This is a genomic window from Virgibacillus phasianinus, assembly GCF_002216775.1.
GTDB classification, from domain to species: Bacteria; Bacillota; Bacilli; order Bacillales; family Amphibacillaceae; genus Virgibacillus_F; species Virgibacillus_F phasianinus.
In genome coordinates this window covers 807552-820382 of record NZ_CP022315.1, presented here as the reverse complement: position 1 = coordinate 820382, position 12831 = coordinate 807552, and the positions used below count along the sequence as shown (strand labels likewise).

The 12831-nt window shown below is 40.5% G+C and carries 15 protein-coding genes; 6 read left to right on the top strand and 9 right to left on the bottom strand.

Annotated features, from left to right (window positions below; all coding sequences use genetic code 11):
• Window positions 1-28: 28 nt before the first annotated feature.
• Together CFK37_RS04165 and CFK37_RS04160 are read left to right on the top strand one after the other, a co-directional pair.
• Window positions 29-751 (top strand): DsbA family oxidoreductase, encoded by a 723-nt coding sequence (locus CFK37_RS04165; RefSeq protein WP_089060702.1) that lies wholly within the window; start codon window positions 29-31, stop codon window positions 749-751.
• Window positions 752-1192: 441 nt separating this feature from the next.
• On the top strand, window positions 1193-1924 hold the full coding sequence (locus tag CFK37_RS04160) for a SurA N-terminal domain-containing protein (RefSeq protein ID WP_089060701.1): 732 nt from the start codon (window positions 1193-1195) through the stop codon (window positions 1922-1924).
• Window positions 1925-1948: 24 nt separating this feature from the next.
• On the opposite strand, the gene hisC is transcribed toward CFK37_RS04160, so the two are convergent.
• From hisC to hisZ, 9 genes are all read right to left on the bottom strand, one after another.
• Complete coding sequence (gene hisC / locus CFK37_RS04155) at window positions 1949-3031, bottom strand: histidinol-phosphate transaminase (protein ID WP_089060700.1); 1083 nt, start codon at window positions 3029-3031, stop codon at window positions 1949-1951.
• Entirely contained in the window at window positions 3024-3677 is a 654-nt protein-coding gene (gene hisIE, locus CFK37_RS04150) for a bifunctional phosphoribosyl-AMP cyclohydrolase/phosphoribosyl-ATP diphosphatase HisIE (protein ID WP_089060699.1), read from the bottom strand. Before hisIE ends, hisC begins: the two co-directional genes overlap by 8 nt.
• Complete coding sequence (hisF, locus tag CFK37_RS04145) at window positions 3674-4435, bottom strand: imidazole glycerol phosphate synthase subunit HisF (protein WP_089060698.1); 762 nt, start codon at window positions 4433-4435, stop codon at window positions 3674-3676. The genes hisIE and hisF overlap by 4 nt, the downstream gene beginning before the upstream one ends.
• Window positions 4425-5147 carry a 1-(5-phosphoribosyl)-5-[(5-phosphoribosylamino)methylideneamino]imidazole-4-carboxamide isomerase gene (gene hisA / locus CFK37_RS04140; RefSeq protein WP_089060697.1) on the bottom strand — a complete coding sequence of 241 codons (723 nt, stop codon included), beginning with the start codon at window positions 5145-5147 and terminating at the stop codon, window positions 4425-4427. Before hisA ends, hisF begins: the two co-directional genes overlap by 11 nt.
• Window positions 5144-5749, bottom strand: a complete 606-nt coding sequence (hisH, locus tag CFK37_RS04135) for an imidazole glycerol phosphate synthase subunit HisH (protein ID WP_089060696.1) — start codon at window positions 5747-5749, stop codon at window positions 5144-5146. The genes hisA and hisH overlap by 4 nt, the downstream gene beginning before the upstream one ends.
• Window positions 5750-5768: 19 nt before the next feature.
• A complete protein-coding gene (gene hisB, locus CFK37_RS04130; RefSeq protein ID WP_089063534.1) occupies window positions 5769-6353 on the bottom strand; it encodes an imidazoleglycerol-phosphate dehydratase HisB in 585 nt (194 codons plus the stop codon).
• A gap of 156 nt (window positions 6354-6509) precedes the next feature.
• On the bottom strand, window positions 6510-7781 hold the full coding sequence (gene hisD, locus CFK37_RS04125; RefSeq protein WP_089060695.1) for a histidinol dehydrogenase: 1272 nt from the start codon (window positions 7779-7781) through the stop codon (window positions 6510-6512).
• Between the two features lie 4 nt (window positions 7782-7785).
• Window positions 7786-8412 carry an ATP phosphoribosyltransferase gene (gene hisG / locus CFK37_RS04120; RefSeq protein ID WP_089060694.1) on the bottom strand — a complete coding sequence of 209 codons (627 nt, stop codon included), beginning with the start codon at window positions 8410-8412 and terminating at the stop codon, window positions 7786-7788.
• A complete protein-coding gene (gene hisZ / locus CFK37_RS04115) occupies window positions 8412-9647 on the bottom strand; it encodes an ATP phosphoribosyltransferase regulatory subunit (RefSeq protein WP_089060693.1) in 1236 nt (411 codons plus the stop codon). Before hisZ ends, hisG begins: the two co-directional genes overlap by 1 nt.
• A 108-nt stretch (window positions 9648-9755) precedes the next feature.
• Between hisZ and CFK37_RS04110 the strand changes: the two genes are divergently transcribed.
• From CFK37_RS04110 to murB, 4 genes are all read left to right on the top strand, one after another.
• Window positions 9756-10553, top strand: coding sequence for a histidinol-phosphatase HisJ family protein (locus tag CFK37_RS04110; RefSeq protein ID WP_089060692.1), 798 nt, complete (start codon window positions 9756-9758; stop codon window positions 10551-10553).
• A gap of 80 nt (window positions 10554-10633) precedes the next feature.
• The gene (locus CFK37_RS04105) at window positions 10634-11002 is read left to right on the top strand and encodes a YbaN family protein (protein WP_089060691.1); all 369 of its coding nucleotides are present in this window, start codon (window positions 10634-10636) and stop codon (window positions 11000-11002) included.
• A gap of 22 nt (window positions 11003-11024) precedes the next feature.
• On the top strand, window positions 11025-11852 hold the full coding sequence (locus tag CFK37_RS04100) for an alpha/beta hydrolase (RefSeq protein WP_089060690.1): 828 nt from the start codon (window positions 11025-11027) through the stop codon (window positions 11850-11852).
• A 46-nt stretch (window positions 11853-11898) separates the two neighbouring features.
• Window positions 11899-12816 carry a UDP-N-acetylmuramate dehydrogenase gene (gene murB, locus CFK37_RS04095; protein WP_089060689.1) on the top strand — a complete coding sequence of 306 codons (918 nt, stop codon included), beginning with the start codon at window positions 11899-11901 and terminating at the stop codon, window positions 12814-12816.
• Window positions 12817-12831 lie beyond the last annotated feature (15 nt).

Genomic DNA, 12831 nt, shown 5'->3' with positions numbered 1-12831 from the left:
AATTACAAACAGAAATGAGGTGTTAGTTATGAAAATTGACGTCTATTCAGATTTTGTTTGTCCTTTTTGCTACATCGGTAAACGCAGATTGGAGATAGCATTGGAACAATTTTCAAATAAAGATAAGGTTGCAATCACATATAAAAGCTATGAACTTGATCCCAACGCAGAAAAAAACCCTGATAAAAATATTCATGAGTTGCTAGCAGGAAAGTATAATATGAGTGTTGAGAAAGCGAAACAGTCAAATGAAAATTTGGCTAAACAAGCGGAAGAAGTTGGCCTGACCTATCATTTTGATACAATGAAGCATACGAACACATTCGATGCCCATCGTCTCGCTAAGTTTGCTGAAGTACAGGGCAAAGGGAAAGAGATGACCGAACGGCTATTGCATGCATATTTTACAGAGTCATTGCACCTTGCTGATTTTGCTACACTATGTAAGCTTGCAAGTGAAGTCGGACTTGATCTGAATGCTGCGAGAGATGTTCTGGAATCAAATAAATATGCAAAAGCGGTCAAGGGTGATGAAACCGAGGCACAGGAAATTGGTGTTCAAGGAGTGCCTTTTTTCGTTTTTAACGAAAAATATGCTGTGTCTGGCGCGCAGCCACCAGAAGTGTTTGCAGAAGTACTGGAAAAGGTCTTTGAAGAGGAAAGCAAGGAACCAACGTTACAATCATTAAATCCTAAAAAGTCGAAAACCACATATTGTACCGGTGACGGCTGCGAAGTCGAATCGGATTAAAAAGAAGCTACCATGCCGTTTTCATGGTAGCTTCTTACAGGAAGAATGAAAGTTGAAGGTTTGATGGTGATGTGTTTACGTTACTTTACTTAACACGCAGTCTATCAAACAGCATTTCGAGTTCATATAAATTTAGCATCTAATTCCCTCCGTTTCTCGTCATAATCTTAGTATAGGAGGGAACCATATCTATCGAATCGGCTAGTGGCATGAATTTTGCTCAATCGTGAGGCTGATTTTTTCTACATCTGGGGCGAAAAACTACTTTTGTGGCAAAATTGAGGGAAACAAGCATGCAAATGACTCTAAAGTGTAAAAAACCTTTTCGATTGCCTGCCACCCTAGCACTGCACGGTTTTAGGCGGATGGATAGTACTTGCAATTACTAGCGATAATGTGGTTGAATGTAAGGACAAAGTTAAGAAGTGAGGGAATCAGTCTATGAAAAAAGTTATCATGTTGGTTTTAGTGTTAGGTATAGCAACAATTTTAGCTGCATGTGGTGATGATTCTGCAAGTGATAATAGTAAAAGTAATGATGACAAGAAGTCTGAGGAAACAGCTCAACCCGCAACCAAGGACGTCAAAATCACTGATAAAGAAAAAGTGGACAGCGACAAAGTTGTCTCTAAAATAAATGGTGAAGAAATAACAGGAAAAGAATACAACGCTTCCTACGCACAAACAAAAACGTTGATGAATCAATATGGACAAGATGTAAGTGACTTGGAAAACGTTAAGAAACAAGCATTGAATGTAATTGTCGAACAGGAGCTTCTAAAACAAGAAGCAAAGGAACAAGGCATTGAAGTAACTGACAAAGAGGTTCAAAAGCAATTTAAAACAATTAAAGAAAAAAATGCTGATCAGTTCAAGGCCGTGCTGGATCAATATCATTTAACAGAAGCGACGTATAAAGACCAATTAGCATTTGAATTAACACTTCAAAAGTATATGAAACAGGAGATTAAGGCTGAAGAAATTACGGATAAAGAAGTGAAGGAATATTACAGCAAACTAAAAGAGCAAAGTAAAGATGCCAAAACTATTCCTAAATTAGAAGAAGTAAAAGATCAAATTAAGGGACAATTAAAACAGCAGAAACAGCAGCAACAACTGCAGGCAAAAGTTGAAAAGCTAAAAGAAGATGCAAAAATCAAGCATATGATCTAAGAACGAAAACAAGGCTTCCACCATTTAATTGGCAGAAGCCTTGTTTTTTTGGCATAAGCAAAGTGTGAGTGTATCGATAAGTGTGGTCATATCCTCATCTGTACCAATCGTAATTCGTAAATAGCTTTCAATAGATGGTCTGTTAAAATGTCTTGTCAATATGTTCTGTTCTTTCAGCATTTGATAGATTTCATTTGCGTTTATTTTGTAATGCCTAATGAATAGGAAGTTTGTATCAGAAGGTAGTACGGTAAAGCCGACCTTTTTCAATTCGGCAGTAACCCATTCTCGTGTATGAATTACTTTTTTGGTTGTTTCATGAAAATAATCAACATCCATAATTGCGGCTTCTGCGCCCGCAATTGCCAATCGATCCAGTGTGTACGAATTAAATGAATTTTTGACGCGATTTAATGCTTCGATGAGATTTGGATTTCCCACCGCAAATCCGATACGTAAACCTGCCAGTGAACGGGACTTGGACATGGTTTGAACGACAAGCAGGTTCTCGTAGTTATTAACGAGATGGACAGCTGACTCTTTTGCAAAATCGATATATGCCTCATCAACTATGACCACGTTATTCGGATTGTTTTCAATAATATCGATTATATGTTTATTATCCAAATAAAGGCTGGTAGGTGCATTGGGATTAGGGAAAATCACTCCGCCATCCGATTGAAAAAATTTATCCCAAGCAAGTGAAAAGTCACGATTAAGCGGAACCTCTTCATATGGTATATCAAACAGCTTTGCATAAACCGGATAGAAGCTATAGCTGACAGCCGGAAAACGGATGGTCTTACCAGGTTCAAAAAAGGCCATAAAGCTGAATGCAAGCACTTCGTCTGAGCCATTTCCAACGAATACCTGTTCCGGATTAAGTTGATTAAATTCAGCAATCTTTTCCCGTAAACGATCAACACTTGGCGTTGGATAGCGATGCAGTTTCCGTCCCAGTTCATCTTGAATTGCCGCTACTACCTTTGGTGAGGGTGGATATGGATTTTCGTTGGTATTTAGTTTCAAAAGACCTTCTTGCTCTATTTGTTCACCAGGGACATATGGCTCTGTTCGTGCAACAGCAGAACTCCAAAATTTATTCACGCTGATTACCTTCCTTTTGAATGTGACGTTCATTCAATTCCGCCTTAATATCATTAATGGATACCCCGAGCATTTCCATTAATACAAGTGTGTGATAGGTTAGGTCGGCAATTTCCCATACAACCTCTTGTTTATCATTATTTTTTGCACCAATAATAACTTCACTCGTTTCTTCGCCAACTTTTTTCAGAACCTTGTCGATACCTTCATTAAACAAATAGGTGGTATAGGCACCGTCAACAGGGTTTTCGCGACGTTGTTTGATCTTGTTGGTTACGTCATGAACAACATTTCGGTTGACTGATTTATTTTTATTTGTAAAGAGATCCCGATAAAAGCAAGTTGGCTCGCCGGTATGACAGGCAGGACCTTGTGGGTCTACTTGAATCAATAATGAATCCACATCACAATCAAATGCTATGCTTTGTACAGTTTGTCTGTTGCCTGATGTCGCACCTTTATTCCATAATGTTTGCCGCGAGCGGCTGAAAAACCACGTTTCCTTTGTCTCAAGTGTTTTTGTTAACGATTCCTGATTCATATACCCGAGCATCAGTACATCACCAGTGGTCGCATCCTGGATGATTGCTGGGATAAGACCACTCTCGTCAAAGGTTAGTTGATCTATTTGTATTTGCATGCTTATACACTCCTTATTGCAATATTGTTCTGACTCAGATAGGCTTTCAATTCCGGTATGTCAATTTCACTATAATGAAATACGGACGCTGCAAGTGCGGCATCAGCCATGCCATCCGTTAGAACAGCAGCGAAGTGTTCCATCGATCCTGCGCCGCCACTCGCAACGATTGGAATATTAACGTTTTCGGCAACCTGTTTTGTCAATGGAACATGATAGCCATCCTTCACACCGTCCGTGTCCATTGCGTTGATAACCAATTCACCCGCGCCAAGCTGCTCACCTCTAATCGCCCATTCAATTGCATTCATATTTGTGTTTACACGACCGCCATTTAAAAATACCGCACATTCGCTGTCGTTAGTTGTTTTAGCGTCGATTGACAGGACGATGCATTGGCTTCCAAATTTCAATGCAGCCTCTGTTAACAGATCAGGGTTTTTAACTGCTGCACTGTTAATGGAAACTTTATCAGCACCAGCCCGAAGTGCATGCCGCACATCATCCACAGTACGAATTCCGCCGCCAACGGTGAATGGAATAGTTATTTCGGCCGCAACCTTTTCAACGATATCGAGAAAGATATTACGGTTATCACTTGAAGCTGTTATATCGTATAAAACGAGTTCGTCTGCCCCTTGTTCACTGTACTGCCTTGCTAAAACAACTGGATCAGCTACATCCTTTATATCCTGAAACCTTTTTCCCTTTACGACACGACCCTGATTAACATCCAAGCATGGTATGATCCGCTTAGCGAGCATTATTATCACCCTTTAAAATAGCACTTAGAGATAGTGTGCCATCGTATAAAGCTTTACCGACTATTCCGCCGTATATATCCATTTCACGTAACTGCTTAATATCCTCAAGGCTTGATATCCCGCCGGAAGCGATAATGTTTTGTTTCGTTGTGTCATTGATTAGGCTTAGTTCTTGAAGGTTAGGTCCTGCCGACATACCATCTTTGAAAATATCGGTGTAGATGATGGTTCTCACTCCAAGATCATCCAGTTCCTTTAGCAAATCAACAGCTGCTACATCACTTGTTTTTGTCCACCCATTCGTTGCTACCATGCCTTTTCGAGCATCGATAGAAACGGCAATCATCCCGCCAAACGTGGATACTGCCTCGCGGAGGAAAACTTTATCTTCTATGGCAGCTGTACCCATAATTACCCGGCTGACACCGATTGATTGATAATCTTCTATACTCTTTATTGAACGGATGCCACCACCAACCTGGACTGGCACCTGAACCGACTGAACAATCTCTTTAATGGTGGATAGATTAAGTCTGTTTCCGGTTTTTGCACCGTCCAAATCAACTACATGGATATATGCTGCTCCCGCACTTTCCCATTGTCTGGCAACGTCGATCGGTGAATCACTGTAAATACGTTCTTGTTTATAGTCACCTTGTGTAAGGCGTACACATTTTCCATTTCGAATATCAATTGCCGGAAAAAGTATCACGAAATCATCTCCCCAAAGTTCTTCAAAAGTTGTATGCCGATTTGTCCGCTTTTTTCTGGATGAAACTGCATCCCGATTACATTGTCCCGCTGCACAATGGCAGGGACTTCATCGCCATATAAACAACTGCTTACGAGCGATGCTTGATCTGGTTTTGTAATGTAATAAGAATGTACAAAATAAACATAGGACTGCTCATCGATGCTGCTTATAATCGGATTTGCCCGATGATGGGCGAGGGTGTTCCAGCCCATATGCGGGACCTTCACTGTTGGCGCAATCCGTTCAATTTGTCCGCTTAATAATCCCAGTCCATCCCAGATGCCATCCTCATAGCTTTTTTCGTATAATAATTGCATGCCTAAGCAAATTCCGAGGAATGGTTTACCTGACCCAGCTTCATGCTTGAGAATGTCTACCAAGCCATGTGCTTCCAAGGCTTTCATCGCATCATTAAATGCTCCAACACCTGGTAAAACGACAGCATCACAACTGGTAATTGTCTCTTTGCTTGCGGTAACACAAGTTTTAATGTCCAATTTATCAAAGGCAAATTGCAGGCTTTTGATATTTCCCACACCATAATCTATGATTGCAATCATATACCGGCATCTCCCTTCCTTACAGTTTACCCTTTGTCGACGGAACCCCTTGAATTCGGGGATTCTCACCTGTTGCAGTGTCCAGCGCTCTTCCAAATCCTTTAAAGATACTTTCGATCATATGATGACTGTTCTTCCCATAATCCAGTACGATATGAAGGGTAAGATTTGCATGGCGGACAAACGCTAGGAAAAATTCCTCGACAAGTTCTGTATCAAAGTCTCCAACCTTGTCTTTTAATCCATCAACCTGGTAGACAAGAAAAGAACGACCACTGATGTCGATCGAAATAGTGCTGCGTGCTTCATCCATTGGTGTTGTAATTGTCGCATAGCGGTTAATTCCTTCTTTTGTTCCAAGTGCCTGGTTAACAGCTTGCCCTAACACGATTCCAATATCTTCGACGGAATGATGTTGGTCGACGTCAAGGTCTCCTGCGCAGGTAAGATTAAGATCAAATAAGCCGTGCCTGTTCATAAGTGTCAGCATATGGTTCAGGAATCCAATGCCTGAATCAATGGAAGAGGTCCCGGTGCCGTCAATTGAGAACTCTGCATTTATGGCTGTTTCATTTGTTTTTCGTTGAATTGAAGATGATCGCATGTAATTTATCCTTTCTGTGTTAAAATGTATGATGCAGTTTTTTCTATTGTCTAGCTCCAGCGCCCAGAAGCTGCCGTCATAAGCAATGGCCACTACGAACGCCAAACCCATGCGTTCTACGGCCCCTTGCTTATGCGTCCGCTTCTAACCGGGCGTTTACGCTTTTCTTACTCGAATGGCATTCGCATGTGCGGTTAATCCTTCCGCTTCAGCCAACGTAATAATGGATTCTGACGCAGTGGATAGAGCATTTTCTGTATAATGAATGACACTCGACTTTTTAACGAAATCGTAGACCCCAAGCGGGGAAGCGAATGCGGCGGTCCCGTTTGTTGGTAACGTATGATTTGGACCGGCGAAATAATCACCTAAAGCTTCTGGTGAATAATTCCCAAGAAAAATAGCACCAGCGTTCCGAATCATATGCAGGTGATCATATGGATTTTTGATCATGAGTTGTAAATGTTCGGGTGCAATCGTATTAACCAGCTCCAAGGCTTCATCAAGTGACTTGCAAACAACGATACGTCCATTCTTTTCTAAAGATTTTTCAATGATGTCATGACGGTCTAGTTGATTCATTTGCTCGTTGACTTCATTTTGGATTGTCAATCCCTGTTCTTCCGAAGTGGTTATACATATAGCGCTTGCTGCCTCATCATGCTCCGCCTGTGACAATAGATCAGCAGCGGCAAACTGGGGGTTAGCAGTTTCGTCGGCAACAACGCAAATCTCACTCGGTCCTGCAATCATATCGATGGAAACATCGCCGTAGACCAATTTTTTTGCTTGGGCTACGTAAGTATTACCAGGGCCAACAATCTTATTGACTTTAGCAATGGATTCAGTTCCGTATGCAAGGGCGGCAATCGCTTGCGCACCTCCGACCTTGTAAATGTGGTCAACTCCGGTTTCGTATGCTGCTACAAGTACATATGGATTGATTTTGCCATCTGCCTGTGGCGGTGTAACAATACTAATCTTTGGAACCCCGGCTAATCTGGCAGGAATTACATTCATGAGCACGGTGGAGGGATAGGCTGCTTTTCCACCTGGGACATAAACACCAACACGATCAAGCGGGGTGATCTTTTGCCCTAAAAACACACCGTTTTGTTCGCCCATGAACCAGGAGGGCTGTTTTTGAGACTCGTGGAAGGCTGTAATATTACGCCTCGCCTCTTGTAATGCCTGGATAAAGTCCTCTCCAACGACGTCGCGTGCTTCCGCTATTTCCTGCTCATTCACCCGCAATTCATTAAGCTTAACGCCATCAAATTGTTCTGTGAACGTAAAAAGTGACGAGTCGCCTTGTTCCTTCACGGTCGATATGATTTCTGCAACTCTAGTACGTACTGTTTGACTGTGATAAGCGCTAGAACGGTTATTTTTATCGGTTAAAAAAGCTGATTTCTCGATTATTCTCATATTTTCACCCCAAAGCATTCTGAATTTGGTTTAGCAGGTTATGGACACGCTCTGACTTTGTAGCAAAACTTGCCTTATTGACAATGAGCCGTGTACTGATGTGTTCAGCAGTTTCAAAAACCTCCAACCCATTTTCTTTTAATGTTGTGCCTGTTTCCATAATGTCCACGATGACATCAGCCATCCCAATTAATGGTGCAAGTTCAACTGAACCATTGAGTTTAATCGTATCAATCTGTCTCCCTTGTTTATGGAAGTGATCTGTTGCGATTTGTGGATATTTAGTTGCGACAGTTATCCTTTGTGCATCTGTATATTTATTCTTATCTACTCCGGCAACGACAAACTGACAGGAGCCAAATTTTAAATCCATCATATCGTATACGTTTGCTCCCGATTCCTGTATATTATCCTTTCCGACAATTCCAATATCGGCAGCACCGGTTTCGACGTACGTAGGGACATCCACAGCTTTTACATAAATCATTTTGATTTCTGTCCTATCATCGTGGAAGATTAACTTTCTGCTTGTTGATGTAAATGTCTCAAAGTGAATGCCTGCATTAGCTAATAGTTTAATAGCTTGCTCGGCGGTACGCCCTTTTGCTAAGGCAAGGGTCAGGTATTTCATTATTCATCCTCCTTCTGTTGCCTCAGCAGCCTCATTAATTCATTTTGGTCAGAAAATGAATGGGTATGGTTTAAACATTCAAGTGTTTGCTGCTTATTTTCATATCTAATTAAACTAGTGGAAGCGGGAATTGTACTTTCATCAGTTCTAACATTCACCTGGTACCCTTGGCTTCGTAACATGGTAGCTGATTGGATAGCCTCCTGAAGCCTTGCCTGTTCCGTCAGCAGGACAATGTCCATTTTATTGGTGACATTTGGGAAGAGGGCATGCTGGTCCATCGCATCAACTAAAAAGTCGACGTCAATAGCAAACCCGATTGCCGGAAGTGAAGCATTTAGCTGTTCAGCTAATTGATCATATCTTCCACCCATTAATACGGGTTTGCCAACGTTTTCTACAAAACCTTGGAAAATAATATCAGAATAGTAATTCATATGGTTGATTAACCCAAGGTCCAGTGACACATAGTTTTCCACCTCGTACATCTGCAGTACTTCGTATAACCGTTTAAGTTCCGCTAGTTTATTTTTCATTTGTTTGTTTAGAGCTAATTTACTCGCAGAATGAATAACCCCTAGGAAATCGCCATATAAAAAGGGAACCTGCTGAATAAGGATGCTCAGGTCATCCTGAATGCGCAATTGCTCCAATAACCGTTTGATCTCTGAAACATTCTTTGCTTGTATCAGTGACTGTAATTTAACTCTCGCATTATCTGACAGGTTGAGCAGTTCCAAGAGTTCACGAAAGAAGCTCGCCTGACCAATTTCTAATTTAAAGGAATCGAATCCTAAATCATGTAACGTGTGGATGGCCAAGGCTATTACCTCAGCATCCTGCTCTACTGTACTTGGTCCAAAGTTTTCAATACCTGCCTGTGTTTGTTCACTATTTTCCTGACTTGCATGTCGGAACACTTCAGAGATGTAAAATAATTGCTGAACGGGAAGCTGCTGCTTATTTATTGCCGCAAACATTCGCGTTATGGGAATCGTTACATCAGGTCTAAGCACCAGTATTTTACCAGAAGAATCAATTACCTTAATCATATTGTCCGGATGGACGGTTCCAGTAATTGATTGATAGAGATCATATTGTTCTAGAGTGGAAGTTTGTATTTGCCGATATCCATAGGTAAGGAATCGTTTTTTGATTTTTTTTAGAAGATATGATTTTTTGGAAAAGTCAACTACACTTGTATCATTCGTGTTATCAAAAATATCCTGATACATTACGCATCACCTTCAGTTCGCTTTATTACTTTATTGCTTTATCTAATTAAAGTTATTTGTTATTGTAGTAGGTAATATAGAAAATGTCAACACAAGGAGTGTTTTTTTATGTTTGATTATCATGTACACAGCAATTTTTCTGCAGATTGTTCAACACCAATGGAGAAAAGTATTGAGAGGGCGATAACGCTCGGATTGAGTGAAATTTGTTTCACCGAGCATATTGATTATGAGTATCCGGATCCAACGATTGATTTTGACTTGGATTTGCCTGGCTATGATAAAAAAATAAAACAGCTTAAGGAGACATATCAGGACAAGATAACGATAAAAAAAGGAGTAGAGATTGGCGTACAGCCATATTTACTGGAGCGCTATCAACGATTGATGGAACAGGAATTCTTTGATTTCATCATTTGCTCGATGCATACGGCTGATAAGAAGGATCTTCACTCTGGAGACGTCTTCAAGAACAAAACACGTGCAGAGGCGTATGAAACATATTATCAGGAGTTATTATATTGCGTCAGGAACTATCGAGATTATTCGATATTGGGTCATTTGGATTTGGTTAAGCGATATCAGGATGAACCAGCAGATAATCATTTCACAGAAGTCATTTCCGCTATCCTTAAAGAAGTTATTTCATCCGGGAAGGGGATTGAGTTAAATACGTCAGGAGTCCGCTATGGGTTGCAGAATGGAATGCCAAGCACCGATATATTACAATTATATTTTGACTTGGGTGGCGAAATAATAACACTTGGATCGGATTCACATGTTGAACAAACGATTGCCTTCCAGTTCAAGGAATCACTTGAACTTCTGAAGGAAATAGGGTTTCGCTATATTGCAACCTATGAGAATCAAAGCCCGATATTTCATGCAATAAAAAATATAAAATAGTTGTTGTAAACAAAGCATAATAACAGGTTAGATGCTATAATAAAAATGATGAGTAAATTTACTTAATAGCTGGTGTGAAGATGAAAAAAGTGTTATTGACAATTGCAGGATCTATTTCATTAGGCCTCGGGATATTGGGTGTTATCCTCCCACTCTTGCCAACCACTCCATTTCTACTGCTGTCTGCAGCATGTTATGTGCGTAGTTCCGAGAAATTGTACCAGTGGTTGATTACAAATAAATGGCTTGGTTCTTATATTGAGAACTACCGCGCGGGTAAGGGAATACCCTTAAAAGCGAAAATAGTAGGCATTACCTTATTGTGGGTTTCGATGGGGTATACGATATTTTTCATTGTACCTTTGGTTATTGTCAAACTGCTATTGTTTGTAATTGGCGGCATATTCACCGTGGTTATTTTAAAACAAAAAACATTATATAAAACATAGTCGCTAGGGGAGTACGATTTTTTTGAAAAAGAAATATATTATTCGAATTACAACATTAATCATTATTATTGTCAGTATTGCTGTGATCACCTATATGCCTGAGGAGGCAAGATCACAGAAAAATACCTTGCCTGCGACTGTTTTTATTCATGGATATAAAGGAACATATAATTCGTTCGGAAATATGCTTAACCGGTTTGAGAATCAATATAATTGGGGAAACAAGGCGTTGATTTACCGAGTGTACAGTAATGGGGACTTACGTGTATATAACTTGAATAAAGGGAAAGTCAAACCGGTTTTTATTCAGGTGATTTTTGATAATAATCGGGCAAGCTTTAAAGACGAAGCCGGGTGGTTAGCAAACGTGCTGCACCATATGAAGGAGAATTATCAAATTGACAAGGTGAACATTGTTGGTCATTCCATGGGTGGGTTAGTTTCCGTTAAATATATTGAAGAATATCAAAATGATTCGCTTTACCCGACTACAAACAAACTGATTACGATCGGCAGTCCGTTTGATGGAGTGTACAATGACACCTATTTTCAAATCAACAGGGATGAAGCCGCAACTGACTTAAAACCTAATTCGGCTGCTCTGCAATTGATGCGGGAAATGAAACAAGCGATTCCAAAGAACCTTAAGGTACTGGGCATAGGGAGCACAGGCGACCAGATAGCGCGCCCAGAAAGCGTCAATGCCTTACGAATGATTATACCAAAGGATCAATTGAAAATCGTAATGATTAAGAACCAGGCACTAGGGCATAGTGAATTACATGAAAATAAACATGTCGATCGCTTGATTCATTCCTTTCTATGGAACAATCAGGGGATAACCGAATAAGATAATCAAATGAATGCACGAAACTATTTAAAAGGAATGATCTAAAGTGGAAAATTATCATCATACGTATGAAAAGTTAATTGAAATTACTCCAAAGGAAAATGTGATGGTGAATGAACACTTGAACAAACATACATATACACGATTGGGTGGCGAGGCGGACTTTTACGTAACCCCGGGAACTTATGAAGAAGTGCAGAGCGTCGTAAAGCTCGCCAACGAACAGAAATTGCCCTTCACCATGCTTGGAAATGGTTCTAATTTAATTGTAAAAGACGGTGGCATACGGGGAATCGTGTTAAATTTAAAGAACTTAGCTTCTATTAAAATCAATAATACAAAAGTAGTTGCTCAGAGTGGTGCCCGCATTATTGACACGTCGCGCGCAGCATTAGCAAAAAGCCTGACTGGTCTGGAATTCGCCTGTGGGATTCCTGGTTCAGTAGGAGGAGCGCTCTTCATGAATGCAGGTGCCTATGGCGGTGAAATAAAGGATGTATTGGAAAGTACAATAGTGGTGGACCGGGAAGGGAATTTACTTGAGCTTTCAGCGGATCAACTTGACCTGGATTACCGAACAAGTAACATTCCTGATAATGGATACATTGTACTTGAAGCAACATTTTCTATGGAAAAGGGAAGCTATGATGAGATTAAAGCAATTATGGATGACCTGACATTTAAAAGGGAATCAAAGCAACCGTTAGAATACCCATCTTGTGGTAGTGTGTTTAAACGGCCACCAGGCTATTTTGCCGGGAAACTAATCCAGGACAGTGAACTGCAGGGCAAACAAATCGGCGGGGCTCAAGTATCACTAAAGCATGCAGGATTCATCGTAAACGTTGATGACTCATCAGCAAAAGAGTATATTGATCTTATACATTTCGTTCAGAATACGGTTAAATCAAAATTTGGCGTCAATTTGGAACGTGAAGTAAAGATAATTGGGGAAGACCTGTAACCTAAGAAAATCGGC